This is a genomic window from Microbacterium neungamense (assembly GCF_024971095.1).
Lineage (GTDB): Bacteria > Actinomycetota > Actinomycetes > Actinomycetales > Microbacteriaceae > Microbacterium > Microbacterium neungamense.
This window is the reverse complement of record NZ_CP069717.1, coordinates 1,721,717-1,747,941: the sequence shown is the minus strand read 5'-3', so window position 1 is coordinate 1,747,941 and position 26,225 is coordinate 1,721,717. Positions and strand designations below refer to the sequence as shown.

At 69.4% G+C, this 26,225-nt stretch carries 16 protein-coding genes, 3 rRNA genes and 1 pseudogene; 19 read left to right on the top strand and 1 reads right to left on the bottom strand.

Going from position 1 to position 26,225, the window contains the following annotated elements:
• The first annotated feature begins 35 nt into the window (after nucleotides 1-35).
• The 16 genes and pseudogenes from JSY13_RS08435 (at nucleotide 36) to JSY13_RS08360 (ending at nucleotide 19,161) form a co-directional block, all read left to right on the top strand.
• Nucleotides 36-692 (top strand): amino acid ABC transporter permease, encoded by a 657-nt coding sequence (locus JSY13_RS08435; RefSeq protein WP_259606266.1) that lies wholly within the window; start codon nucleotides 36-38, stop codon nucleotides 690-692.
• Nucleotides 689-1,627 (top strand): amino acid ABC transporter permease, encoded by a 939-nt coding sequence (locus tag JSY13_RS08430; RefSeq protein WP_259606265.1) that lies wholly within the window; start codon nucleotides 689-691, stop codon nucleotides 1,625-1,627. The genes JSY13_RS08435 and JSY13_RS08430 overlap by 4 nt, the downstream gene beginning before the upstream one ends.
• Nucleotides 1,628-1,695: 68 nt before the next feature.
• Nucleotides 1,696-2,748, top strand: a complete 1,053-nt coding sequence (gene pheS, locus JSY13_RS08425) for a phenylalanine--tRNA ligase subunit alpha (RefSeq protein ID WP_259606264.1) — start codon at nucleotides 1,696-1,698, stop codon at nucleotides 2,746-2,748.
• The gene (locus JSY13_RS08420) at nucleotides 2,748-5,351 is read left to right on the top strand and encodes a phenylalanine--tRNA ligase subunit beta (protein ID WP_259606263.1); all 2,604 of its coding nucleotides are present in this window, start codon (nucleotides 2,748-2,750) and stop codon (nucleotides 5,349-5,351) included. The genes pheS and JSY13_RS08420 overlap by 1 nt, the downstream gene beginning before the upstream one ends.
• 15 nt (nucleotides 5,352-5,366) lie before the next feature.
• Nucleotides 5,367-5,801, top strand: a complete 435-nt coding sequence (locus tag JSY13_RS08415) for a cupin domain-containing protein (protein WP_259606262.1) — start codon at nucleotides 5,367-5,369, stop codon at nucleotides 5,799-5,801.
• Nucleotides 5,802-6,640: 839 nt separating this feature from the next.
• Nucleotides 6,641-8,446 carry a bifunctional hydroxymethylpyrimidine kinase/phosphomethylpyrimidine kinase gene (locus JSY13_RS08410; RefSeq protein WP_336297713.1) on the top strand — a complete coding sequence of 602 codons (1,806 nt, stop codon included), beginning with the start codon at nucleotides 6,641-6,643 and terminating at the stop codon, nucleotides 8,444-8,446.
• A gap of 322 nt (nucleotides 8,447-8,768) precedes the next feature.
• Nucleotides 8,769-9,826, top strand: a pseudogene (gene argC, locus JSY13_RS08405) (N-acetyl-gamma-glutamyl-phosphate reductase).
• Entirely contained in the window at nucleotides 9,823-10,980 is a 1,158-nt protein-coding gene (gene argJ / locus JSY13_RS08400) for a bifunctional glutamate N-acetyltransferase/amino-acid acetyltransferase ArgJ (RefSeq protein WP_259606261.1), read from the top strand. The pseudogene argC and the gene argJ overlap by 4 nt, the downstream one beginning before the upstream one ends.
• Nucleotides 10,977-11,873 (top strand): acetylglutamate kinase, encoded by an 897-nt coding sequence (argB, locus tag JSY13_RS08395; protein ID WP_259606260.1) that lies wholly within the window; start codon nucleotides 10,977-10,979, stop codon nucleotides 11,871-11,873. Before argJ ends, argB begins: the two co-directional genes overlap by 4 nt.
• Complete coding sequence (locus tag JSY13_RS08390; RefSeq protein ID WP_259606259.1) at nucleotides 11,873-13,093, top strand: acetylornithine transaminase; 1,221 nt, start codon at nucleotides 11,873-11,875, stop codon at nucleotides 13,091-13,093. The genes argB and JSY13_RS08390 overlap by 1 nt, the downstream gene beginning before the upstream one ends.
• Nucleotides 13,090-14,019: an ornithine carbamoyltransferase gene (gene argF / locus JSY13_RS08385; RefSeq protein WP_259606258.1), complete on the top strand. Its 930-nt coding sequence runs from the start codon at nucleotides 13,090-13,092 to the stop codon at nucleotides 14,017-14,019. The genes JSY13_RS08390 and argF overlap by 4 nt, the downstream gene beginning before the upstream one ends.
• On the top strand, nucleotides 14,019-15,437 hold the full coding sequence (gene argH / locus JSY13_RS08380) for an argininosuccinate lyase (protein WP_259606257.1): 1,419 nt from the start codon (nucleotides 14,019-14,021) through the stop codon (nucleotides 15,435-15,437). Before argF ends, argH begins: the two co-directional genes overlap by 1 nt.
• A 95-nt stretch (nucleotides 15,438-15,532) precedes the next feature.
• Nucleotides 15,533-16,177 carry a SatD family protein gene (locus JSY13_RS08375; protein ID WP_259606256.1) on the top strand — a complete coding sequence of 215 codons (645 nt, stop codon included), beginning with the start codon at nucleotides 15,533-15,535 and terminating at the stop codon, nucleotides 16,175-16,177.
• Nucleotides 16,174-16,995: a hypothetical protein gene (locus tag JSY13_RS08370; RefSeq protein WP_259606255.1), complete on the top strand. Its 822-nt coding sequence runs from the start codon at nucleotides 16,174-16,176 to the stop codon at nucleotides 16,993-16,995. The genes JSY13_RS08375 and JSY13_RS08370 overlap by 4 nt, the downstream gene beginning before the upstream one ends.
• 65 nt (nucleotides 16,996-17,060) lie before the next feature.
• Complete coding sequence (gene tyrS / locus JSY13_RS08365; protein ID WP_259606254.1) at nucleotides 17,061-18,362, top strand: tyrosine--tRNA ligase; 1,302 nt, start codon at nucleotides 17,061-17,063, stop codon at nucleotides 18,360-18,362.
• A gap of 22 nt (nucleotides 18,363-18,384) precedes the next feature.
• Nucleotides 18,385-19,161, top strand: coding sequence for a DUF4184 family protein (locus JSY13_RS08360; protein WP_259606253.1), 777 nt, complete (start codon nucleotides 18,385-18,387; stop codon nucleotides 19,159-19,161).
• A 54-nt stretch (nucleotides 19,162-19,215) separates the two neighbouring features.
• Here the strand turns inward: JSY13_RS08360 and JSY13_RS08355 are convergent, their stop codons facing one another.
• Nucleotides 19,216-20,532, bottom strand: coding sequence for a CoA transferase (locus tag JSY13_RS08355; protein WP_259606252.1), 1,317 nt, complete (start codon nucleotides 20,530-20,532; stop codon nucleotides 19,216-19,218).
• A 456-nt stretch (nucleotides 20,533-20,988) separates the two neighbouring features.
• Between JSY13_RS08355 and JSY13_RS08350 the strand changes: the two genes are divergently transcribed.
• The 3 genes from JSY13_RS08350 (at nucleotide 20,989) to rrf (ending at nucleotide 26,190) form a co-directional block, all read left to right on the top strand.
• Nucleotides 20,989-22,512 (top strand): 16S ribosomal RNA (locus JSY13_RS08350).
• A 351-nt stretch (nucleotides 22,513-22,863) separates the two neighbouring features.
• Nucleotides 22,864-25,968: ribosomal RNA gene (locus JSY13_RS08345) — 23S ribosomal RNA — on the top strand.
• Nucleotides 25,969-26,073: 105 nt separating this feature from the next.
• Nucleotides 26,074-26,190, top strand: a 5S ribosomal RNA gene (rrf, locus tag JSY13_RS08340).
• The 16S, 23S and 5S rRNA genes sit together here, the layout of an rRNA operon.
• The last annotated feature ends 35 nt before the right edge of the window (nucleotides 26,191-26,225 follow it).

Genomic DNA, 26,225 nt, shown 5'->3' with positions numbered 1-26,225 from the left:
GCCGCCTCCCATCCACCTGAGAAGGAGACGGTGACGTGGACGTCATCTTCGGCAACCTCGATCTGTGGGGACAGGCGATCGGGAACACCCTGCTGGTGTTCTTCGTCGGCGGCCTGATCGCGCTGGTCCTGGGCGTCATCGTGGGCGCCATGCGCGTCTCGCCGATTCCGATCGCACGCGCCGTGGGGACCGTGTACGTCAACCTGGTGCGGAACACCCCGCTCACCCTCGTCTTCTTCTTCTTCGTGTTCGGCTACCCGCAGCTCGGGCTGCCGGACCTGTCCAACACCGTGCTCGGCATCCTGGCGATCGGCGTGTACACCGCCACCTACGTCGCCGAGGTGCTGCGCGCGGGCATCAACACCGTCCCGGTCGGGCAGGCCGAGGCCGCGCGTGCCATCGGCCTCCCGTTCGGGCAGGTGATGACCCTGGTGATCCTGCCGCAGGCGTTCCGCTCGGTGGTGCCGCCGATGATGAGCGTGTTCATCGCCCTGCTGAAGAACACCACGGTCGCCGCCGGCTTCTCCATCGCCGAGCTCGCCGCCCTCCGCGCCACCATCAACGACGCGCCGAACCGTCCCGGCAACCCGATGGAGGTCCTGCTCTGGGTCGCCGTCGTCTTCGTCGTCCTGGTGCTGCTGATGAGCGCGGTGCAGCGCCACCTCGAGAACCGCTGGAGGATCGCCCGATGACTTCCGTCCTCTACGACGTCCCCGGCCCCCGGGCGATCGCGCGCAACCGCATCCTCGCCGTCCTCACCGTCCTGGTGGTGCTCGCCGTCATCGGCTTCGTCATCTACCGCATGATCGCCACCGGCCAGTTCACGCCGCAGAAGTGGTACGTGTTCACGTTCAGCGCGGTCTGGATGGGCATCCTGAAGGCGCTCGGCAACACCCTCGGCGCGTTCGCCCTGGCGGCCGTGCTCGCCCTGGCGCTCGGCTTCGTGCTCGCCATCGGCCGGCTCTCCGACCACTCCTGGGTCCGCGTGCCGGTCACCACGATCACCGAGCTGTTCCGCGCCGTCCCGGTGCTGGTGTTCATGATGCTGCTGTACTACGGCCTTCCTGTCGTGGGCATCCGCATGGACCCGTACTGGGCCGTAGTGCTCGCCCTGATGGCCTACAACGGGTCGGTGCTCGCGGAGGTGCTCCGCGCCGGCGTCGAATCCCTGCCGCGCGGGCAGAAGGAGGCCGGCTACGCGATCGGGCTCCGCAAGAGCGGGGTGATGCAGTTCATCCTGCTGCCCCAGGCGATCCGGGCCATGCTTCCGGTCATCATCGCCCAGCTGGTGGTGACCATGAAGGACACTGCGCTCGGGTTCATCATCACCTACCAGGAGCTGCTCTACTACGCCAAGCAGCTGACCTCGCAACAGGGCCGGCCGATCCTGCAGTCGGCCTTCATCATCGGCGGCATCTACGTCGTGATGTGCCTGATCCTGGCCTGGGTCGCGAAGGTCGTCGAGGACCGCACGCGCCGCTCGCCCAAGCTGAAGGGCTACACCCCGGATGCCGGTGGCGGCGACCCACGCATCCACGACGGCTCCACGGTGACCGAGGTGATCGCGATGCAGCGCGGCGCGGGGAAGTTCGACGCCGGCAGCGGAGTCCCACCGACGAACCTCTGATCCGCGCGCTTCGGCCCTCACCGCCTCCGTCACGGGCCGGCGTGCCCGCACCGGTAGACTCGACTCTCGTGTCCGAATCTCCCGAGAATCCGCCTGAGATCACGCCCGAGGCGGTGGAGTCCGCGGTCGCCGCAGCGCTCGCCGCGATCGACGCCGCCGCCGACACCGCCGCGCTGAAGGCCGCGCGCGCCGCGCATGTGGGGGAGGGTTCGCCGCTCGCCGTGCTGAACGCCTCCATGCGCCAGGTCGCGCCCGAGCACAAGGCCGCGTTCGGCAAGCTGATCGGGCAGGGACGAGGCCGCGTCACCCAGGCCCTCGCGGCGAAGGAGGCCGAGCTCGCCGAGGCCGAGACCGCGCGGCGCCTCGAGGCCGAGCGCGTGGACATCACCGCCGTCCCGTCGCGCAGCCGCGTCGGCGCCCGGCATCCGCTCAGCCTGCTGCAGGAGCAGGTGTGCGACGTGTTCGTCGGCATGGGCTGGGAGATCGCGGAGGGACCCGAGCTCGAGCACGAGTGGTTCAACTTCGACGCCCTGAACTTCGACGAGGACCACCCCGCGCGACAGGAGCAGGACACCTTCTACGTCGACCCGCCCGCCCGTCACCTGGTGATGCGCACGCACACCAGCCCGGTGCAGGTGCGCTCCATGCTCGAGCGGGAGGTGCCGATCTACGTGCTCTGCCCCGGCCGGACGTACCGCACCGACGAGTTCGACGCGACCCATCTTCCGGTGTTCAGCCAGTTCGAGGGCCTGGTCGTCGACAAGGGCATCACGATGGCGCACCTGAAGGGCACGCTCGACCACTTCGCCCGGCAGATGTTCGGGCCGGAGGCGAAGACCCGCCTGCGCACGAACTACTTCCCGTTCACCGAGCCGTCCGCCGAGCTCGACCTGTGGCATCCGACCTTCAAGGGCGGCGCCCGCTGGATCGAGTGGGGCGGATGCGGCATGGTCAACCCGAACGTCCTGCGCGCGGCCGGGATCGACCCCGAGGTGTACAGCGGCTTCGCCTTCGGGATGGGCATCGAGCGGACGCTGATGTTCCGCAGCGATGTGAAGGACATGCGCGACATGGCCGAAGGCGATGTGCGCTTCAGCGAGCAGTTCGGGATGGTGGTGTGATGCGCGTTCCGCTGTCATGGCTGCGCGAGTACGTGGATGTGGCGCCGGATGCCACCGCCGAGGACGTCCTGGCGGCCCTCGTCTCCGTCGGCTTCGAGGAGGAGGACATCCACCGCTTCGACATCTCCGGTCCCGTCGTCGTGGGCCGGGTGGTGTCCTTCGAGGAGGAGCCGCAGTCCAACGGCAAGACGATCCGCTGGTGCCAGGTCGACGTCGGCGCGGAGAACGGCGGCGTGCGCGGCATCGTCTGCGGCGCCCGCAACTTCGCCGTGGACGACAAGGTCGTGGTGACCCTGCCCGGCTCGGTGCTGCCGGGGCCGTTCCCGATCGCGGCGCGCAAGACCTACGGTCACGTCTCCGACGGCATGATCGCCTCGGCCCGCGAGCTGGGCCTGGGCGACGAGCACAACGGCATCCTGATCCTGTCCGAACTCGGCGTGGACGCGCCGGTGGGGACGGATGCCATCGCGCTGCTCGGCCTGGACGACGTCGCCGTCGACATCAACGTCACCCCCGACCGCGGCTACGCGTTCTCGGTCCGCGGTGTGGCGCGCGAGTACTCGCACGCCACCGGCGCGGCCTTCCGTGACCCCGCCGACCGGGACTTCGCCGAGCTGCAGCCGGGAACGGGCCGCACGGCGATCGTCGACGACGTCCGGCCGATCCGCGGCCGGGTGGGGGCAAGCGAGTTCGTCACCCGGGTGGTGCGCGACGTGGACCCGTCGCGTCCCACGCCGCCGTGGATGATCGCGCGCCTGTCCCTGGCCGGCATGCGGTCGCTGGGCGTGCTCATCGACATCACCAACTACGTGATGCTCGAGCTGGGCCAGCCCATCCACGGCTACGACCTCGACCGGCTCGACGGCACCATCACCGTCCGCCGCGCCGAGGCCGGCGAGAAGCTCACCACCCTGGACGGGCAGGAGCGGGCGCTGCACCCGGAGGACCTGTTGATCACCGACGGATCCGGGCCGATCGGGCTCGCCGGCGTCATGGGCGGCGGGACCACGGAGATGAGCGCGGACACCCGCAACGTGCTCATCGAGGCGGCCACGTTCGATCCGGTCACGATCGCGCGCACCGCGCGCCGGCACAAGCTGCCCAGCGAGGCGTCCAAGCGCTTCGAGCGCGGCGTCGACCCGCTCATCCCGTTCGTCGCGGCCCGCCGGGTCGCCGATCTCATGGTCGAGTTCGCCGGCGGCACGCTCACCGACGAGGGTGGCGCGCTGTTCACCGACGTCGTGATCGAGGGCATCGAGCTGCCCGCCGGCTTCGTACAGGGCGTCGTCGGGGTCGAGTACAGCGACGACGAGATCACCGGAGCCCTGGAGACCATCGGCGCCGAGGTGACCCGCGCCGACGCTGAGCCTGTCGCGGACGCTGAGCCCGTCGCGGACGCTGAGCCCGTCGCGGACGCTGAGCCCGTCGCGGACGCTGAGCCTGTCGAAGCGTCCCCGTCCGCCGGATGGTTCGTCATCCCGCCGTCCTGGCGGCCCGACCTCACCGACAAGTGGACGCTCGCCGAGGAGGTCGCCCGCATCCACGGGCTGGACCGCATCCCCTCGGTGCTGCCGACCCCGCCGTCCGGACGCGGCCTCACGCCGCTGCAGCAGGGACGCCGTCGCGTGGCGGACGCCCTCGCCGCGGCCGGCTTCGTGGAGACCCCGGCCTTCCCGTTCACGACCGAGGCGCAGAACGACCTGCACGGCTCGGCATCCGGGGAGCACCTGCCGGGCATCCGTCTCGCGAACCCGATCGACGGGCACGTGCCGTTCCTGCGCCGCTCGCTGATCCCGGGCCTGCTGCAGACCGCGCATCGCAACATCTCCCGCGGACTGACCGATCTCGCGCTGTTCGAGACCGGGGTGGTGTTCCTGCCCGAAGCCGGGGTGTCCTACGGCACCGACGACGTGCCGCCGCTGGGCGAGCGTCCCTCGGACGAGAAGCTCGCCGAGCTGAACGCGTCGATCCCGCCGCAGCGTCGTCACGTGGCCGTGCTGCTCACCGGCAGCATCTCGCCGCGCCAGCCCGGCCGGGCCGCCGAGGCCGCCGGGCTGTCCGACGCGCTGGACGCCGTGCGGGTGATCGCCGCGGCGGCGGGCGTCGACATCGAGGTGGCTCAGGGTCGGCGCGCCGCGTTGCATCCGGGCCGCACCGGCGTGCTCACGGTCGCCGGCGAGGAGATCGGCTACGTCGGCGAACTGCATCCGCAGGTCGCGGACGACGCCGACCTGCCCGGACGTGCGGTCGTCGCGGAACTCGATCTCGACCGCCTGCTCGACCTGGCCGGCTCGCGGGTCGTCGCCGCGTCCCTGTCGACCTTCCCGGCGGCGACGCAGGACGTGTCGCTGGTGGTCGCCGCGGATGTGCCCGCCGCCGAGCTGCGTGCCGCCCTCGTCGAGGGGGCCGGCGAGCTGCTGGAGTCCGCGCGGCTGGTCGACGACTACCGGGGCGAGGGTCTGCCGAACGGCTCCAAGAGCCTGACGTTCGCGCTGCGCTTCCGCGCCGCGGACCGGACGCTCACCTCCGCCGAGGCGACCGAGGCGAAGATGGCGGGTGTCGCGGTCGCGGCCGAGCGCTTCGGCGCGAGCATCCGGGACTGACAGGGAGTACCGAACATGAGCGACTACGAGATCACGCAGATCGGCGCCCTCGGGGAGTGGCGCGGGCACTACGGCGGCTTCGACGCGGCGCGCTCGCGCGACGGCCGGCGCGTGGTGGACCACGAGCTGACCATGCAGTACATCGGGATGACGGCGAACGCCCTGGTCCCGGGCGAGGAGGCCGGCTACTGGCACACCCACTCCCGGGTCGAGGAGCTGTACGTGTTCCTGGAGGGGCTCGGGCAGATGGGGCTGGACGACGACGTGATCGACGTGGGCCCCGGAACGGTCGTCCGGGTCGGGCAGGGCGTCTGGCGCACCTGGCGCGCCCGGCCGGAGAGCCCCGGCGAGCTGCGCTGGCTGTGCATCCGCGCCGGCGGCGAGGAGCTGCCGCACATGCCGAACGACGGCGCCCGCGACCCCGACCGGCCGATGCCCTGGGCGGACTGAGCCGTCCGGAATCCGCCCCGCGGCGTCGCGTGGGCGAGAGCCCGGCGGCATCCGCTGACGGCGGATCTCCTTCCGGTGTCGGCCCCCGGACTGGTGTCATGGGGGCATGACGCGTGTGCTGATCCTCGGTGGGACGGGCTGGCTGTCCGGGCGGATCGCCCGGCGCCGGCGGGATGCCGGTGACGAGGTGACGGTGCTGGCGCGCGGGTCGCGTCCGGCGCCCGGCGGCGTGGTGCTCCTCCGCGGCGATCGCGACGACTCCGGCGCGTACGACGCCGCGGCTCGGACGGACTGGGACGAGATCGTCGACATCTCCTCGCGCGCCGGGCACGTCCGGCAGGCGGTCGCGGCGCTCGGCGAACGGACCGCGCACTGGACGTACGTCTCCTCGGTGTCGGTCTACGCCGACGAGACCGTGCCGGATGCCGATGAGACGGCCGCCCGGCATGAGCCCGCCCACGACGGCGACGAGTACGACTACGCACGGGAGAAGGTGGCCGCCGAGGATGCCGTCGTCGCCGGCCTCGGCGACCGTGCGCTCATCATCCGGCCCGGACTCATCGTCGGTCAGGGCGACCCCACCGACCGCTTCGGCTATTGGGCGGCCGCCTTCGCGCGCGCCGGCGCGGAGCCCGTGCTCGCACCGCGCCCCGCCGGGCGGACGACGCAGGTGATCGACGTCGAGGACGTCGCCGCGTTCGCCGCCGGGCCGCCGCGGTCGGGCGTCGTGAACGCGGTCGGCGACCCGCTGCCGCTCGCGGACCTGCTCGGGGACATCCGCGCGGCGGCCGGGCACACCGGGCCAGTCCGACGCCTCCGTCCTCGACGCGCGGGCGGCGCTGGGACCGGACGCGGTCATCGGCCTCACCGCCAACACGGCCGCCCACCTGGACGCCGTGCGCGCTCTGCCCGTCGGCACTGTCGACTACCTCGGCGTCGGCGTCATCCACCCCACCGCGACCAAGCCGGATCACCCGCCTGCGCTCGGGATCGCAGGCTTCGCCGCGTTCGCCGCCGACAGCCCGCTGCCCTGCGTCGCGATCGGCGGGATCGGTCTCGACGACGTCGCCCCGCTCCGCGCGGCCGGTGCCGCCGGGGTCGCCGTGGTCTCCGCCCTGTGCGCGGCTGAGGACCCGTGCGCCGCCGCGCGGACGTTCCTGCGCGCCTGGCGCGGCGACCGGCCGCCCCGCGTGCTCAGCATCGCCGGCAGCGACCCGTCCGGCGGCGCCGGCATCCAGGCCGACCTGAAGTCCATCGCGGCCAACGGCGGGTACGGCATGGCCGCCCTCACCGCCCTCACCGCGCAGAACACGTCGGGTGTGCGGTCCGTGCACACGCCACCGGCGGCGTTCCTGCGCGAGCAGCTGGACGCGCTCTCCGACGACGTCGGCATCGAGGCGGTCAAGATCGGGATGCTCGCCGGGGTCGAGGTGATCGAGGTGGTCGCGGCGTGGCTGCGCCGGGAGCGCCCGGAGACGGTCGTGCTCGACCCGGTGATGGTGGCCACCAGCGGCGACCGGCTGCTGGACGCCGCCGCCGAGGACGCCCTGCGCGAGCTGCTGCCGCTGGCCGACGTCGTCACCCCGAACCTCCCCGAGCTCGGCGCGCTTCTGGGCGAGCCGGCCGCGGACGACTGGGACGCCGCGCTCGCGCAGGCCGGACGGCTCGCCGCCCGCACCGGCGCGCTCGTGCTCGTCAAGGGCGGGCACCTGGACGGCCCGCACGCCCCGGACGCCCTCGTCGGCGCCGACGGCGTCGTCGCCTCCTTCCCCGGGGAGCGGATCGCCACCGACGCCACGCACGGCACCGGATGCTCGCTGTCCTCCGCGCTCGCCACCCGGCGGGCGCGCGGCGCGGACTGGCCGCGGGCGGCCGAGGAGGCCCGCACCTGGCTGCGCGAGTCGATCCGCGCCGGCGCCGACCTCGACGTCGGCCGCGGCCACGGGCCGGTCAGCCACTTCGCCGGCCTGTGGGCCCGCGGCGGCCTGGACACCGCCCCGACGCCCGCCGAGATCGAGGCGGACTGGTGGGACCGGATCGCCGGCATCCGCACCGGCATCGACGAACTGCCGTTCATCCGCCGCCTCGCCGACGGCACGCTGCCCGACCCGGCGTTCCGGTTCTACCTCGCGCAGGACGCACTGTACCTCAGCGATTACGCGCGGCTTCTCGCGGATGCCGCCCGGCGCGCGCCCTCCGCACCGGAACAGGTGTTCTGGGCGGAATCCGCGGCGCGTTGCATCGCGGTCGAGCGGGAGCTGCACGAGTCGTGGCTGGGCGAGCCCGCCGGCGACCCCGCCCCGGCCACCAGGGCGTACCTCGACCATCTCCGCTCCGTCGCGCACGGCGGTGGATACGCGGAGCTCGTCGCCGCCCTGCTGCCCTGCTACTGGCTGTACGCGGACCTCGGCGAGCGGCTGCGGGCCGGGGATTTCGGCGCGTACACGCAGGATCCCGGGCATCCGTACGCCTCCTGGCTGGCGACCTACGGCGATCCGGCGTTCTCCGCCGCGAGCCGCCGCGCGACCGACATCACCGCCGCCGCGGCGTCGACCGCGGACACCGCGACCCGGCAGCGCATGTTCACCGCGTTCGAGCGCTCCGCCGCCCACGAGCTCGCCTTCTTCGCCGCGCCACCCCTGTGATCGGAATCGCGCAATCGGCGGGAATCCGGCCCGGCCGATTGCGCGATTCGAAAGGGCAGAGGATTTGCGGAGGCCGCGACGCGACCGCTATCGTCGCGACATGCCTTCGGCCGCGCACCCCCGTCCGACGCTCGTCCCGAGCGTCCCTGTCGTGCGCCGACGCCGCGGCGGCCGCCGAATCTAGGCGACCCCGCCTCCCGTCGTGTCCGCGGACCCACCGCCGACGGGGTGAGCCGGGTCGCCGTCCCCGGCCAGCGCTCCGGCCCGTTGTCGCACGGCAACAACCGATCGGAGCGGAACCCACGACCGTTAAGGTGGCAACATGACGTACACCGTCGCCGTCTCCGGCGCATCCGGCTACGCAGGAGGCGAGATCCTGCGCCTGCTCGCCGGGCATCCCGACATCGAGATCCGCACCGTCACGGCACACTCGAACGCCGGTCAGCCTCTCATCGAACACCAGCCGCACCTGCGCTCCCTCGCGCACCTCACCCTCCAGGAGACGACCCCGGAGATCCTCGCCGGCCACGACATCGTCTTCCTCGCCCTGCCGCACGGGCAATCCGGGCAATACACGGATGCCCTCGGCGACGCGCCGCTGGTGATCGACGCGGGCGCGGACCACCGGCTCACCTCGCGGGACGCCTGGGATGCCTTCTACGGCGGCGCGTTCCACGAGCCGTGGACCTACGGCGTGCCCGAGCTGCCCGTCGGCGGCGGCAAGCAGCGCGAGCACCTGCGCGGCGCGACCCGCATCGCCGCCCCCGGCTGCAACGCCTCCACGGTCAGCCTCAGCCTGGCCCCGGTGTGGCGGCCGGGGTGATCGACCCGTCCGACATCGTCACCGTCCTCGCGGTCGGGCCGTCCGGGGCGGGCAAGAGCCTGAAGCCGCACCTGCTCGGCAGCGAGCTGCTGGGCACCGCGAACCCGTACGCCGTCGGAGGCACGCACCGGCACATCCCGGAGATCCGGCAGGCGCTGGCGGCGTCCTCGCTCCACGATCGGGGGGACGACGGCATCCGCATCTCCTTCACGCCGGTCCTTGTGCCGATGGCGCGCGGCATCCTCGCCACCTCCACCGCCCCGATCGCCGAAGGCGTCACCGACACCGACATCCGCGACGCGTGGGAGGGCGCCTACGGCGACGAGACCTTCGTGCAGCTGCTGCCCGAGGGACACTTCCCCCGCACCGCGGACGTGCTCGGCGCCAACACCGCGCTGATGGGCCTCGCCGTCGACCGGGCCGCGAACCGCGTCGTCGTGGTCACCGCCGTCGACAACCTCGTCAAGGGCACCGCCGGGGCGGCGATCCAGTCCATGAACATCGCGCTCGGTCTCCCCGAGGACCGCGCCCTCACCGTGAACGGAGTGGCACCGTGACCGTCACCGCACCCCATGGGTTCGAGGCCGCCGGCGTCGCCGCCGGGCTGAAGTCCACCGGAAAGCCCGACGTCGCCGTGGTCGTCAACCGCGGCCCGCGCAAGGTCGGCGCCGCCGTGTTCACCACGAACCGCGCCAAGGCCAACCCGATCCTGTGGTCGCAGCAGGTGATCGTCGACCGCACCGTCGAGGCGATCGTGCTCAACTCCGGCGGGGCGAACTGCTTCACCGGCAGCTTCGGGTTCCAGACCACCCATCTCACCGCGGAGAAGGCGGCCGAGCTCCTTGGGGTGAGCGCGGGCGACGTGCTCGTCTGCTCCACGGGCCTCATCGGCACCGGCGACGAGCAGTTCCGCGCCCGGGTGCTCGCCGGCGTCGAGCAGGGCGTCGCGGAGCTCAGCGCGGACGGCGGGCAGGCGGCGGCGGAGGCCATCATGACCACCGACACGGTCGCCAAGACCGCGGTCGCCGAGCGCGACGGCTGGACGATCGGCGGCATGGCGAAGGGCGCCGGGATGCTCGCGCCGGGCCTGGCGACGATGCTCGTCGTGCTCACCACGGATGCCGACCTCGAGGCCGTCGACGCGGATGCCGCGCTGCGCCGCGCCACGCACGTCAGCTTCGACCGGCTCGACTCGGACGGATGCATGTCCACCAACGACCAGGTCACGCTGCTCGCCAACGCGGCCAGCGGCATCCGCCCCGACCTCGACGAGTTCACCGCCGCGCTCACCGAGGTGTGCCTCGAGCTCGCCCGCAAGCTGCAGCAGGACGCCGAGGGCGCCAGCCACGACATCACCATCGAGGTGAAGGGCGCCGCCTCCGAGGAGGACGCGGTCGAGGTGGGCCGCTCCGTCGCCCGCAACAACCTGTTCAAGGCGGCGATCTTCGGCAACGACCCGAACTGGGGGCGCGTGCTCGCCGCGATCGGCACCACCCGCGCCGTGTTCGACCCGTACGACGTCGACGTCTGGATGAACGGCGTCCGCGTCTGCACCGCCGGCGGGCCCGACCGCCCGCGCGAGGAGGTCGATCTGACCCCGCGCGCCACGCACCTCGTCATCGACCTGAAGGCCGGCGACGAGACCGCGACCATCCTCACCAACGACCTGACCCACGACTACGTGCACGAGAACAGCGCCTACGCCTCATGACAGACCTGCAAGACACCCCGCCCGAGGAGGCCGCGGTCAAGGCGGCGACCCTCATCGAGTCGCTGCCGTGGCTGAAGACCTTCCGCGATCAGATCGTCGTCGTCAAGTACGGCGGGAACGCTATGGTCTCGGAGGAGCTGCAGGACGCGTTCGCCCAGGACATCGCCTACCTGCGCTACGTCGGCGTGCAGCCCGTCGTCGTGCACGGCGGCGGCCCCCAGATCTCGAACATGCTCGACCGGCTGGCCATCCCCAGCGAGTTCCGCGGCGGCTACCGGGTGACCAGCACCGAGGCGATCACGGTGGTGCGGATGGTGCTCACCGGGCAGGTCAACCCGCAGCTGGTGGCGAAGATCAACTCGCACGGACCGATCGCCACCGGCCTGAGCGGCGAGGACGCCGGCCTGTTCGGCGGCCGCCGCCGCGGCGTCGTCGTGGACGGCGAGGAGGTCGACCTCGGCCGCGTCGGGGACGTGGTCCAGGTCGACCCGACGCCGGTGCTCGACCACCTCGCCGCCGGCCGCATCCCCGTGGTCTCCTCGATCGCCCCCGATCTCGACCACCCCGGGCAGTCCCTGAACGTGAACGCGGATGCCGCGGCATCCGCCCTCGCAGTCGCCCTCGGGGCGCGCAAGCTCGTCATCCTCACCGACGTGCCCGGGCTGTACGCGGACTGGCCCAACCGCGACTCCCTCGTCTCGCACCTCACCTCCGCCGAGCTGGTGCAGATGCTGCCGACGCTGGAGTCGGGGATGATCCCGAAGATGCGCGCCTGCCTCGACGCCGTCGAGGGCGGCGTGGGAGCGGCCGCCATCATCGACGGGCGGGTGCCGCACTCGGTGCTCGTCGAGCTGTTCACCAGCAAGGGGATCGGCACGGAGGTGGTGCGCTGATGATCGGCTGGCAGCACGATGCGTCCCGCGACCTGATGAATCTCGGCGGGCGGCTGGCGCTGCTCACCCACGGTGAGGGATCCCAGGTGTGGGACGCCGACGGAAACCGTTACCTGGACTTCCTCGGCGGCATCGCCGTGAACTGCCTGGGCCACGCGCATCCGGTCTTCGTCGAGGCCGTGTCCCGGCAGGCGGCGACCCTCGCGCACGTGTCGAACTACTTCGCCACCCCGCAGCAGCTCGCTCTCGCCGCCCGGCTGAAGCGCCTCGCGGGCACCGGCGAGCAGGGGCGGGTCTTCCTCGCGAACTCCGGCACCGAGGCGAACGAGATGGCGATCAAGCTCGCCCGCCTGCACGGCGGTGCGGAGCGGCCGACCATCCTCGTCGTGGAGGGCGCGTTCCACGGCCGCACCATGGGGGCGCTGTCGCTGACGCCCAAGGCCGCCTACCGCGACCCGTTCCAGCCCGCCATCCCGGGGGTGCGCACGGTCGCCCGCACCCTGGACAGCCTGGAGCAGGCGTTCGACGACACCGTGTCGGCCATCATCGTCGAACCCATCCAGGGCGAGGCCGGGGTCGTGGAGCTGCCCGAGGGCTTCCTGACCCGCGCCCGCGAGCTGTCCACCGCTCACGACGCGCTGCTCATCCTCGACGAGGTGCAGACCGGCTCCGGACGCACCGGCGAATGGTTCGCCTTCCAGCGTGAGGAGGCCTTCGGCCGGGACGGCGTGACGCCCGACGCGGTGACCCTCGCCAAGAGCATCGGCGCCGGGTTCCCGCTCGGTGCCCTGATCACCTTCGGCGCGGCCAGCGAGCTGTTCTACCCCGGCACGCACAACTCCACCTTCGGCGGCAACCCGCTGGCCAGCGCCGTGGCGGATGCCGTCCTCGGCCACATCGAGGACGAGGGGCTGCTCGGCAACGTGACCGCTCGCGGCGCCCAGCTGCGCGACGGCGTGAGCGGCCTGCCGCTGGTCACCGGCACGCGGGGCGCGGGGCTGCTCATCGGCATCACCCTCGCGCATCCGGTCGCCGGCCGCGTGCGCGAGGCCGCCCACGAGCGCGGGCTGATCGTGAACGCGCCCGCCGACGACGTGATCCGCATCGCCCCCGCCTACACCATCGGCGATGCCGAGGTGTCGGAGTTCCTCACCCTGTTCGGCGCGGCGCTCGCCGCCGTCGCCGAGACCATCGACGCCCCCTTGGAGACCCAGAAGTGACCCGCCACCTGCTGCGCGACGACGACCTCACCCCGGCCGAGCAGGCCGAGATCCTCGACCTCGCCCTCGAGCTGAAGAAGGACCGCTGGTCGAACAAGGCTCTCGCCGGTCCGCAGACCGTCGCGGTGATCTTCGACAAGTCCTCCACCCGCACCCGCGTGTCGTTCGCGGTCGGCATCGCCGACCTCGGCGGCTCGCCGCTGATCATCTCCACCGCGAACAGCCAGCTGGGCGGCAAGGAGACCCCCTCCGACACGGCGCGGGTGCTGGAGCGCCAGGTGGCCGCGATCGTGTGGCGCACCTACGCGCAGTCCGGCCTGGAGGAGATGGCCGCCGGCACCCGGGTGCCGGTCATCAACGCCCTCTCCGACGACTTCCACCCCTGTCAGCTGCTCGCCGACCTGCTCACCATCCGCGAGCACAAGGGCCGGCTCGCGGGGCTCACGCTCAGCTTCTTCGGCGACGGCCGCAACAACATGGCGCACTCCTACGTGCTTGCCGGGGTCACCGCCGGCATGCACGTGCGGGTCGCCTCGCCGGCGGCGTACGCGCCGCGCGAGGACGTCGTGGCGGATGCCGAGCGCCGAGCCGCGGAGACCGGCGGATCGATCACGCTGCTCACCGACCCCGAGGAGGCGGCGGCCGGCGCCGACGTCATCGTCACCGACACCTGGGTGTCGATGGGCAAGGAGGAGGAGAAGATCGCCCGCATCCGCGACCTCGGCGGCTACAAGGTGACCTCCGGCATCATGGGGCTCGCCGACCCGGAGGCGATCTTCATCCACTGCCTCCCCGCCGACCGCGGCTACGAGGTCGACTCCGAGGTGATCGACGGCCCGCAGAGCGTCGTCTGGGACGAGGCGGAGAACCGTCTGCACGCGCAGAAGGCGCTGCTGGTGTGGCTGCTCGGGAAGAAGGACGACTGATGGCCGGCACCACCAACGACGGCGCCCTGTGGGGCGCCCGCTTCGCCGGGGGACCCTCGCCCGAGCTCGCCGAGCTCAGCCGGTCCACCCACTTCGACTGGGCGCTCGCTCCCTACGACATCGCCGGCTCGCACGCCCACGCCACCGCGCTGGAGGCAGCCGGGTACCTCGAGCCGGAGGAGGCGCGGCGGATGCACGAGGGCCTGGACGCCCTCGCCGCACGGATCGCCGACGGCAGCCTGCGCCCCGACCCGGGCGACGAGGACGTGCACGGTGCCCTCGAGAAGGCGCTCATCGCCGAGGTCGGCCCGGAACTGGGCGGGCGCCTGCGCGCCGGCCGCAGCCGCAACGACCAGATCGCGACGCTGGTGCGGATGTACCTCATCGACCACGCCCGGGTGATCGCCCGCGACATCCTGCGCGTCGTCGACGCGCTCGTCGCGCAGGCCGAGGCGCATCCGTCCGCGATCCTGCCGGGGCGCACGCACCTGCAGCACGCGCAGCCGGTGCTGCTCGCCCACCACCTGCAGGCGCACGCCTGGCCGCTGGTGCGCGAGCTCGAGCGACTCGTCGACTGGCGCCGGCGCGCCGGGGTGTCCCCGTACGGCGGGGGCGCGCTCGCCGGGTCCACGCTCGGCCTCGACCCGGCTCTCGTCGCGCGCGAGCTCGGCCTGGACCGGCCGGCGGAGAACTCGCTGGACGGCACGTCGGCGCGCGACGTCGTCGCCGAGTTCGCCTTCATCGCGGCGATGACCGGGGTGGACATCTCCCGGCTGAGCGAGGAGATCATCCTCTGGAACACGCGTGAGTTCGGCTTCGTCACGCTCGACGACGCGTACTCGACCGGATCGAGCATCATGCCGCAGAAGAAGAACCCCGACATCGCCGAACTCGCGCGCGGCAAGTCGGGTCGGCTGATCGGCAACCTCACCGGCCTGCTGGCGACCCTCAAGGGGCTGCCCCTGGCGTACAACCGCGATCTGCAGGAGGACAAGGAGCCGGTCTTCGACTCGGTGCAGACCCTCGAGGTCGTCCTGCCCGCGTTCGCCGGCATGATCGCGACGCTGAGGTTCGACACCGCGCGGATGGCGGCGCTGGCCCCGGAGGGCTTCTCGCTCGCCACCGACGTCGCGGAGTGGCTGGTCAAGCGGCGGGTGCCGTTCCGCGACGCGCACGAGATCTCGGGTGCGCTGGTGCGGGCGTGCGAGGAGCGCGGGATCGGGCTCGAGGATGCCGACGACGAGCTGCTCCGCTCGGTGTCCGAGCGGCTGACGCCCGAAGTGCGCGACGTGCTCTCGATCGAGGGCTCCGTGGCCTCCCGCGCGGGAGCCGGCGGCACGGCGCCGGAGCGGGTCGCCGAACAGCGCACCGAGCTGATCGCGCGCGCGCAGGCCGCCGTCCACGCCCTCGGTCTCTGAGGTCTGCCGTCGCCCGATAATGCCGTATACGGTTATATTTTCGGTATATGCCTTTATACAGAATCTTACCGAGATATTCGTGATAAGGTTATGTCATGGTCATCGCGGTCATCGCGGACATCGTCGGCTCCCGCCGGCTGCGCGATCGCGCCGCGGCGCAGCGGATGCTGGATCACACCATCGCTCGGGTGGAGCGGGATCGGCCGCTGGCCGTCCAGCCGCTGACGCCCACCGTGGGGGACGAGCAGCAGGGGGTGTACGGCGGTCTCGGCGAGGCGCTGACCTCGCTGCTGATGCTGCAGCTGGCGCTGCCGGGGGGACTGGGCTTCCGATTCGGGCTCGGCGTCGGCGAGATCCGCGCCTTCGACTCCTCCGGGGGCCCGCTCAGCGACGGGCCGGGATGGTGGGCGGCGCGGGCGGCGATCGGGATCGTCCAGGAGCACGAGCGGGGCGGCATGCCGAGCGCGCGCAGCTGGATCGTGGCCGCCGAGGGGCAGGATGAGGTCATGGAGAGCACCGTGGCCGCCGCGAACGCCTATCTGCTGCTGCGCGACGAGCTGGTCGGCGCGATGAGCGAGCGGGAACGGCGCCTGGCGTACGGGCGTCTGATCGGCACCTCGCAGCAGGAGCTCGCGGAACAGGAGGGCATCACGCAGCCCAGCGTGTCGAAGGCGCTCCGCCGCAGCGGGGCGGTGGCGATCCTGCAGGGGCTGCCGCAGCTGAGCGGAGGGGCGTCGTGATCGTCGCCGGGCTCGTCCTGCTCGTCGTCGGGGCGGCGGATCTCGTGCGCCAGTTCGTCGAGCGGCGATGGATCGGCTACCTCGTCGTCGCCGCGGCCGCGCTCGTCATCGGGGGGCTCACGGATGCGGTGCTGCCGGCGGTCGCCGCGCTCGCCGCCGGGGCCGGCTGGGTGTGGAGCATGCCGGATCGCGGCGAGTCGCGCATGGCGTTCTGGCCCGCGGTCGCCCTCGGCGCGATCACGGCGGCGGCCGTGCTCTGGCTGGGCGATCGGGGGCCGGCCGGCGTCCTCGGCGGCGTGTGGCGGCTGGACACGCCGTTCGGCGAGGTCTCGGCGGATCTGGCCCTCCTCGTGCTGGGCGTCGTGGCCTTCCTGCTGGAATCCGGGAACGTCGTCGTCCGCGCGGCGCTGGCGGGGGAGCACGCCTGGCACCCCGCCGAGGTCGGCTTCGCAGGCCCCACGGCGGCATCCGAGCCCTCGACCCCGAGACCCGAGTCCTCGGCCCCGGGATCCGAGCCCTCGGCCTCGGCATCCGCGGTCCCGCCTCCCGCGGCGGTGCCGGCGCCGCTCACGGGCGGATTCAAGGGCGGGCGCCTGATCGGGCCGCTCGAACGCCTCATCGTGTTCCTGCTCACCCTCGCCACGGCATACTCGCTGCTCGCCGCGATGCTGGCGGCGAAGGGCATCGTGCGCTTCCCCGAGATCTCCCGCGACGGGGAGACCGGTGCGCGCGCGGAGTACTTCCTCGTCGGCAGCCTGGTCAGCTGGGTGATCGCCCTCGCCGCCGCCTTCCTGGTCTGGTGGAGCGTGAACGCCTGATCCCGGGCCCCCTGACCCGAGGGCGCCGCACGGGACGCGTCCGGCGCGCTGATAGCCTGGAACGCGTGTCGAATCCCGCTCTGACGACCGCGCCGGTGGCGCTCGATCCCTCGTTCGAGAACGTGTGGGACGAGCTCGTGTGGCGCGGACTCGTCCACGTGTCCACCGATCCGGAGGCGCTGCGCGCCCTGCTTGCCGGGGACCCGATCACCTACTACTGCGGCTTCGACCCGACCGCGCCGAGCCTGCACCTGGGCAACCTCGTCCAGCTGCTCACGCTGCGGCGCATCCAGCTCGCCGGGCACAAGCCGCTCGGGCTCGTCGGCGGCTCCACCGGCCTCATCGGCGACCCGCGGCCGACCGCCGAGCGCACCCTGAACACCCGCGAGACCGTCGAGGAGTGGGTGGGCCGGCTGCGCGCCCAGGTGGAGCGCTTCCTCAGCTTCGAGGGCGAGAACGCCGCGCGCATCGTCAACAACCTCGACTGGACCGCGCCGCTGAGCGCGATCGACTTCCTGCGCGAGATCGGCAAGCACTACCGCGTCGGCACGATGCTGAAGAAGGACGCCGTCGCCGCGCGGCTGAACTCCGAGGCCGGCATCAGCTACACCGAGTTCAGCTACCAGATCCTGCAGGGCATGGACTTCCTCGAGCTGTACCGCACGTACGACTGCGTGCTGCAGACCGGCGGCAGCGACCAGTGGGGCAACCTCACCAGCGGCACCGACCTCATCCACCGTGTCGAGGGCGTCTCGGTGCACGCGATCGGCACCCCTCTGATCACGAACAGCGACGGCACGAAGTTCGGCAAGAGCGAGGGCAACGCGATCTGGCTGGATCCGGAGATGTGCAGCCCGTACCGGATGTACCAGTTCTGGCTGAACACCGACGACGCCGACGTCATCGACCGGCTGAAGGTGTTCACCTTCCTCACCCGGGCCGAGATCGAGGAGTACGCCGCGCTCGTGGAGGCCGAGCCGTTCCGGCGCGCCGCGCAGAAGCGCCTCGCCCTGGAGGTGTGCGCCACCGTACACGGCCCCGAGGCGACGGCCGCGGCGATCGCCGCGTCCGAGGCGCTGTTCGGCCAGGGCGACCTCGCCGCCCTCGATGCGGGCACGCTGCGCACCGCGCTCGAGGAGCTGCCGAACGCGACCGTGGCGGCCGGCACGCCGGTGACCGAGGCGCTCGTCGAGACCGGCCTGGTCAGCAGCGTCTCCGAGGCGCGCCGCGCGATCTCGCAGGGCGGCGTCTCCCTCGACGGCGCGCGCGTCGCGGACGACACGGCGACGGTGCAGGGCTCGCTGCCAGGCGGCGTGTCGGTGCTGCGGCGGGGCAAGAAGACGCTCGCCGGCGTGTTCCTGCGCTGAGCCGACCGCGGAGGGGCAGCGGATGCCGTTGACACCCAGCCATGCGGTGGTGGCGCTGCCGTTCCTGCGCACTCCGCTGGTGCCCGGCGCGATCGCCGTGGGCGCGATGACCCCGGACCTGCCGCTGTTCCTGCGGGTGCTGGACTACGGGTTCACGCACGCCTTCGGGAACGCGATCTGGACCGCGGCGCTCGCGTTCCTGCTGTTCCTGGTGTGGCGCGTGCTGCTGAGGCCGGTGGTGCCGGAGCTGATGCCCGCCGCGGTGGCGCGCCGGCTGCCGGCCGAGTGGTCGGAGCCGGCGGCGGATGCCGCGCGGCACGCGGTCGGGGTCGGCCGCGGCGTCCGGTACCCGGTGCTCCTGGCGGGATCGCTGCTGCTGGGCGTGTTCTCGCACATCGCCTGGGACCTGTTCACCCACGAGGGACGCTGGGGCGTCACCGCGATCCCGGCGCTGCAGGAGCAGTGGGGCCCGCTGCTCGGCTACAAGTGGCTGCAGCACGGCTCGAGCGCCGCAGGTCTCGCCGTGCTGGCGGTGTTCGCGGTGCTCTGGCTGTCGCGCCGGGACGCATCGACGCCGATCACGCGGGTGCTCCCCGCGTGGGCACGGCTCGGCTGGTGGCTGGCGCTGCCCGCGGTGCTGGTGGTCGCCTGGGTCGCCGGGCTCGTCGCCCTCGGGCCGTTCACCGCCGAGTTCACCCCGCAGCACCTCGCCTACCGGGTGCTGCCGCCGGCGTGCGCGGTGTGGGGCGCGGCGACGCTGGCGCTGTGCATCGTGCTCGCCGCGCGCCGGCGCCGCTGAGCCGCGCCTCGTGCTCAGTCGCGGGTCGAGCGGGCCGCCGCTCGGCGCGGCCGCTCACCAGGACGGAACGTCCGCGCCCCACGGGCGCGGCGCCGCGTACGCGAAGCCCGGGATCGCGGATGCCGCGGTGACCACGGCGCGACCGGCGACCTCGAACGCCTGCGAATGCGCGGCGGGATCGAACGGACGCTCCGGCTCGGGCTCGCTCCGTCGCGGCATCCCGAGCAGCTCCGCCGCCACCCGCCGGAGCGAGGTGCGCACGAGCCAGGTGCCGCCCTCGTCCCGACGGCGTCGGAGCGCCGTGCACACGCCGGCGGCGAGGAGATAGCCGGCGCTGTGGTCGAGCGCCTGTGCGGGAAGCGCGCCGGGCCGCTCGCCGTCGGGCGACTCGATGACCGCGATTCCCGACTCGGCCTGCACCAGACTGTCGAAGCCGCGCCGATCGGGCACGCCCTCGCCCCACGCGCTGAGCTGTGCGATCACGAGGCCGGGGCGGCGGGCCGCGAGCGTGTCGGGGGAGAGGCCGATCGCCGCCAGCCCGCTCGGGCGGTAGCCGAGGACGACCACATCCGCGCCGTCGATCAGGGCGTCCACGGTCGCGGCTCGGGCGTCCGCGATCGCGGACCGCTTCCCGTGCCCGGTGTCGAGGTGCTGCCATTCGGGCTCCGCCAGGCCCGGCGGGTCGATGCGGAGCACCTCGGCCCCGAGGAGTGCCAGCGTGCGCGTGCACACGGGGCCGGCGATCACGCGGGTGAGGTCGAGAATGCGGATGCCGGCGAGCGGGAGCGCCGGGTCTGTCCGGACCTGGCGGGTCGGGCCCTCCGTCGACAGACGGGTCACCGGGATCAGCGCGCGCCGCCGCAGCTCGCGGTCCCGGGCGGGATCCTCGGGCAGCACGCGCACGGCCAGGCCGCCGGCGTCGGTGATCCGGGTGACGGCGTCCTCGGCGTCCAGACCCGCGATGGTCTCGGCGGTCCGCCCGGCCGCGGCGTCCGCGGGGAGGGCGAGACCGCGGCGGAGCGCCCGCGCGTGATGCGGGTAGTTGCCGTGCGTGCGGATCCAGCCGTCCCGCGCCCGCCAGAAGCCGGAGAGCGCAGACCAGACATCGGGAGCGATGCCGTCGATGGTGAGCAGGCGGTCGCTCCGGTACGCCGCCGCGATGCGCTCGGGGTCGGGGACCGCCGGCGGGCGCCGCCCGTCACCGGCGGACGCCGCGGCGGCGAGGATGGATGCCCACGCCAGCGCGCCGGTCGCCAGCCGGGAGGGGAGCGGCACCGGCTGCGGCGGAGCCGCGGGGACCAGCACGGACGCCGGCAGCCGGAGCTCGGCGGAGAGCCGCTCCAGCAGGGGGAGCGCGGGGTCGTCGGCCATGCGCCGATCGTACGACACGCCCGGGATCCGAGGCCGATTTGCCGGGTCGGCGGGATCCGCGTAAGTTATTACCTGTTCGCCCCAAGCGGTTGAGCGGAAGGCCGGAAGGTCCAGCTCCCCTCCAAGCGGCGGACACACCTCCTACTTCACATCAGTGGTCACGTTGGTGTAGGATGGAGGGCCCGGGTCCGGAAGGCTGCACAGCCTCAACGGTGCCCGGACAGATTGCGAAGTTGCCCTGCGCGTCCTGCCTTGGTTGGTGGGTGTGTGGGTGCGTCCGATCCTTGAGAACTCAACAGCGTGCACTTGTCAAATGCCAAATTATCCTCGTCGGCTTTTCGGAGTCGTTGAGAATTCCTTTGGATCAATTTGCGGATGTCAGTGACATTCGTTTTGGTCATGATTGAACTCGCTGGCCTTCGACTGTTTTCCCGGTTGTTGGTTGGCTTCTGTTTTTTTACGGAGAGTTTGATCCTGGCTCAGGATGAACGCTGGCGGCGTGCTTAACACATGCAAGTCGAACGATGAAGCCCAGCTTGCTGGGTGGATTAGTGGCGAACGGGTGAGTAACACGTGAGCAACCTGCCCCTGACTCTGGGATAAGCGCTGGAAACGGCGTCTAATACTGGATATGTGCCATGGCCGCATGGTCTGTGGTTGGAAAGATTTTTTCGGTTGGGGATGGGCTCGCGGCCTATCAGCTTGTTGGTGAGGTAATGGCTCACCAAGGCGTCGACGGGTAGCCGGCCTGAGAGGGTGACCGGCCACACTGGGACTGAGACACGGCCCAGACTCCTACGGGAGGCAGCAGTGGGGAATATTGCACAATGGGCGCAAGCCTGATGCAGCAACGCCGCGTGAGGGATGACGGCCTTCGGGTTGTAAACCTCTTTTAGCAGGGAAGAAGCGTGAGTGACGGTACCTGCAGAAAAAGCGCCGGCTAACTACGTGCCAGCAGCCGCGGTAATACGTAGGGCGCAAGCGTTATCCGGAATTATTGGGCGTAAAGAGCTCGTAGGCGGTCTGTCGCGTCTGCTGTGAAAACCCGAGGCTCAACCTCGGGCCTGCAGTGGGTACGGGCAGACTGGAGTGCGGTAGGGGAGATTGGAATTCCTGGTGTAGCGGTGGAATGCGCAGATATCAGGAGGAACACCGATGGCGAAGGCAGATCTCTGGGCCGTAACTGACGCTGAGGAGCGAAAGGGTGGGGAGCAAACAGGCTTAGATACCCTGGTAGTCCACCCCGTAAACGTTGGGAACTAGTTGTGGGGTCCTTTCCACGGATTCCGTGACGCAGCTAACGCATTAAGTTCCCCGCCTGGGGAGTACGGCCGCAAGGCTAAAACTCAAAGGAATTGACGGGGACCCGCACAAGCGGCGGAGCATGCGGATTAATTCGATGCAACGCGAAGAACCTTACCAAGGCTTGACATACACGAGAACGCCCTAGAAATAGGGAACTCTTTGGACACTCGTGAACAGGTGGTGCATGGTTGTCGTCAGCTCGTGTCGTGAGATGTTGGGTTAAGTCCCGCAACGAGCGCAACCCTCGTTCTATGTTGCCAGCACGTTATGGTGGGAACTCATGGGATACTGCCGGGGTCAACTCGGAGGAAGGTGGGGATGACGTCAAATCATCATGCCCCTTATGTCTTGGGCTTCACGCATGCTACAATGGCCGGTACAAAGGGCTGCGATACCGCGAGGTGGAGCGAATCCCAAAAAGCCGGTCCCAGTTCGGATTGAGGTCTGCAACTCGACCTCATGAAGTCGGAGTCGCTAGTAATCGCAGATCAGCAACGCTGCGGTGAATACGTTCCCGGGTCTTGTACACACCGCCCGTCAAGTCATGAAAGTCGGTAACACCTGAAGCCGGTGGCCTAACCCTTGTGGAGGGAGCCGTCGAAGGTGGGATCGGTGATTAGGACTAAGTCGTAACAAGGTAGCCGTACCGGAAGGTGCGGCTGGATCACCTCCTTTCTAAGGAGCATCTGGCACCTGTTGGTGTCCAGGCGCCGGTTCGGGGCGAACGTTCCCGCCGGTCAGCTCATGGGTGGAACATTTGACATGACGTCAGCGCAGCTGTCTTCTGCTAGTACGCCGCTTCGGTGGTTGGAAGGTGGGGGGTGGTGAGCGGGGCGTCTGCACGCTGTTGGGTCCTGAGGGACCGGGCCGGCTTTCGGGTTGGACTGGACCTCGTGGCCCTTTCTTCTGTCGCCGTGGTGGTGGTGGGGGAGGGGGACCGCCCGTACTTTGAGAACTACACAGTGGACGCGAGCATCTTAAAGAAAACTTCGACCGGCCCTTTTGGGGTTGGTCGTGCTCATGTGATTTCAAGTCTTTAAGAGCAAACGGTGGATGCCTTGGCATCTGGAGCCGAAGAAGGACGTAGCAATCTGCGATAAGCCTCGGGGAACTGATAAGCGAGTTTTGATCCGAGGATCTCCGAATGGGGAAACCCCGCCGGGCGGCGTGCCGACCTGGTGACTCCCGTCTGAATATATAGGGCGGGTAGAGGGAACGTGGGGAAGTGAAACATCTCAGTACCCACAGGAAGAGAAAACAACCGTGATTCCGTGAGTAGTGGCGAGCGAAAGCGGATGAGGCTAAACCGGGTGTGTGTGAGAGCCGGCAGGCGTTGCATATCCGGGGTTGCGGGACTCTCCTGGTCGTTCTGCCGAGTGGCCGACGTGATGCGATCGTATAGACGAATGGTCTTGAAAGGCCAGCCGTAGTGGGTGCCAGCCCCGTAGTCGAAATGCGGTTCGCAGCGTGGAGTGTATCCCAAGTAGCACGGGGCCCGAGAAATCCCGTGTGAATCTGTCAGGACCACCTGATAAGCCTAAATACTCCCAGATGACCGATAGCGGACAAGTACCGTGAGGGAAAGGTGAAAAGTACCCCGGGAGGGGAGTGAAATAGTACCTGAAACCGTTTGCTTACAAACCGTTGGAGCACCCCTGGTAGGTGTGACAGCGTGCCTTTTGAAGAATGAGCCTGCGAGTTAGTGATATGTGGCGAGGTTAACCCGTGTGGGGTAGCCGTAGCGAAAGCGAGTCTGAATAGGGCGTTTGAGTCGCATGTCCTAGACCCGAAGCGAAGTGATCTATCCATGGCCAGGCTGAAGCGACGGTAAGACGTCGTGGAGGGCCGAACCCACTTAGGTTGAAAACTGAGGGGATGAGCTGTGGATAGGGGTGAAAGGCCAATCAAACTTCGTGATAGCTGGTTCTCTCCGAAATGCATTTAGGTGCAGCGTTGCGTGTTTCTTGCCGGAGGTAGAGCTACTGGATGGCCGATGGGCCCCACCAGGTTACTGACGTCAGCCAAACTCCGAATGCCGGTAAGTGAGAGCGCAGCAGTGAGACTGTGGGGGATAAGCTTCATAGTCGAGAGGGAAACAACCCAGACCACCATCTAAGGTCCCAAAGCGCGTGCTAAGTGGAAAAGGATGTGGAGTTGCTCAGACAACCAGGAGGTTGGCTTAGAAGCAGCCACCCTTGAAAGAGTGCGTAATAGCTCACTGGTCAAGTGATTCCGCGCCGACAATGTAACGGGGCTCAAGCACGCCACCGAAGTTGTGGCATTGACATTTTTGGTAGGCCTTCGTGGTCCAGCCGTGTTGATGGGTAGGAGAGCGTCGTGTGGGCGGTGAAGCGGCAGAGTGATCTAGCCGTGGAGGCCACACGAGTGAGAATGCAGGCATGAGTAGCGAAAGACGTGTGAGAAACACGTCCTCCGGAAGACCAAGGGTTCCAGGGTCAAGCTAATCTTCCCTGGGTAAGTCGGGACCTAAGGCGAGGCCGACAGGCGTAGTCGATGGACAACGGGTTGATATTCCCGTACCGGCGAAGAACCGCCCCAGTCAATCCAGTGGTGCTAAGCGCCCGAACCATCACACCGCCGCCTTCGGGTGGCATCGTGGTGGGGAGCGCGCGACCCCATGCTGGTGCGGCTAGCGTATTAACAGGTGTGACGCAGGAAGGTAGCCCAAGCCAGGCGATGGTTGTCCTGGTGCAAGTGCGTAGGCCGAGTCGTAGGCAAATCCGCGGCTCATACAGGCTGAGACACGATGCGGATGAAAAGTGGGTGATCCTATGCTGCCGAGAAAAGCATCGACGCGAGGTTCTAGCCGCCCGTACCCCAAACCGACTCAGGTGGTCAGGTAGAGAATACCAAGGAGATCGAGAGAATCGTGGTTAAGGAACTCGGCAAAATGCCCCCGTAACTTCGGGAGAAGGGGGGCCCTCCGCTTATTAGGACTTGCTCCGAAAGGGCGTGGGGGCCGCAGAGACTAGTGGGTAGCGACTGTTTACTAAAAACACAGGTCCGTGCGAAGTCGCAAGACGATGTATACGGACTGACGCCTGCCCGGTGCTGGAAGGTTAAGAGGACCGGTTAGCCGCAAGGCGAAGCTGAGAATTTAAGCCCCAGTAAACGGCGGTGGTAACTATAACCATCCTAAGGTAGCGAAATTCCTTGTCGGGTAAGTTCCGACCTGCACGAATGGCGTAACGACTTCCCAACTGTCTCAACCGCGAACTCGGCGAAATTGCATTACGAGTAAAGATGCTCGTTACGCGCAGCAGGACGGAAAGACCCCGTGACCTTTACTACAGCTTGGTATTGGTGTTCGGTGTGGCTTGTGTAGGATAGGTGGGAGACGGTGAAGCTCGGACGCCAGTTCGGGTGGAGTCATTGTTGAAATACCACTCTGGTCACTCTGGATATCTAACTTCGAACCGTGATCCGGTTCAGGGACAGTGCCTGGTGGGTAGTTTAACTGGGGCGGTTGCCTCCCAAAGAGTAACGGAGGCGCCCAAAGGTTCCCTCAACCTGGTTGGCAATCAGGTGTCGAGTGTAAGTGCACAAGGGAGCTTGACTGTGAGACTGACAGGTCGAGCAGGGACGAAAGTCGGGACTAGTGATCCGGCAGTGGCTTGTGGAAGCGCTGTCGCTCAACGGATAAAAGGTACCTCGGGGATAACAGGCTGATCTTGCCCAAGAGTCCATATCGACGGCATGGTTTGGCACCTCGATGTCGGCTCGTCGCATCCTGGGGCTGGAGTAGGTCCCAAGGGTTGGGCTGTTCGCCCATTAAAGCGGTACGCGAGCTGGGTTTAGAACGTCGTGAGACAGTTCGGTCCCTATCCGCTGCGCGCGTAGGAAGTTTGAGAGGATCTGACCCTAGTACGAGAGGACCGGGTTGGACGAACCTCTGGTGTGCCAGTTGTTCCGCCAGGAGCACCGCTGGTTAGCTACGTTCGGGATGGATAACCGCTGAAAGCATCTAAGCGGGAAGCCGGCCTCAAGATGAGACTTCCATCACCCTCGGGTGGAGAGGCTCCCAGCCAGACGACTGGGTTGATAGGCCAGATGTGGAAGCCCAGCAATGGGTGCAGCTGACTGGTACTAATAAGCCGACGACTTGATAACACTTTCCCTTGAGAAAGCTCGCGTCCACTTTGTGGTTCTCGACGTACGGTCGGAACCAAACAACACACCACACGAGTGTGTTGCCGATGAACATGTCAACAGTGTTTCGGCGGCCATAGCGTGAGGGAAACGCCCGGACACATTCCGAACCCGGAAGCTAAGCCTCACAGCGCCGATGGTACTGCAGGGGAGACCCTGTGGGAGAGTAGGACACCGCCGGACTTCTCTTAAGTAAGATGGCCACCCAGAGCTGGGTG

Bases quoted from the DNA above. Each gene is read 5' to 3' on its own strand.
- JSY13_RS08430 (WP_259606265.1), top strand. From the start codon at position 689: ATGACTTCCGTCCTCTACGACGTCCCCGGCCCCCGGGCGATCGCGCGC.
- JSY13_RS08420 (WP_259606263.1), top strand. From the start codon at position 2,748: ATGCGCGTTCCGCTGTCATGGCTGCGCGAGTACGTGGATGTGGCGCCG.
- JSY13_RS08415 (WP_259606262.1), top strand. From the start codon at position 5,367: ATGAGCGACTACGAGATCACGCAGATCGGCGCCCTCGGGGAGTGGCGC.
- argB (WP_259606260.1), top strand. From the start codon at position 10,977: ATGACAGACCTGCAAGACACCCCGCCCGAGGAGGCCGCGGTCAAGGCG.
- JSY13_RS08390 (WP_259606259.1), top strand. From the start codon at position 11,873: ATGATCGGCTGGCAGCACGATGCGTCCCGCGACCTGATGAATCTCGGC.
- argH (WP_259606257.1), top strand. From the start codon at position 14,019: ATGGCCGGCACCACCAACGACGGCGCCCTGTGGGGCGCCCGCTTCGCC.
- JSY13_RS08375 (WP_259606256.1), top strand. From the start codon at position 15,533: ATGGTCATCGCGGTCATCGCGGACATCGTCGGCTCCCGCCGGCTGCGC.
- JSY13_RS08360 (WP_259606253.1), top strand. From the start codon at position 18,385: ATGCCGTTGACACCCAGCCATGCGGTGGTGGCGCTGCCGTTCCTGCGC.
- JSY13_RS08355 (WP_259606252.1), bottom strand. From the start codon at position 20,532: ATGGCCGACGACCCCGCGCTCCCCCTGCTGGAGCGGCTCTCCGCCGAG.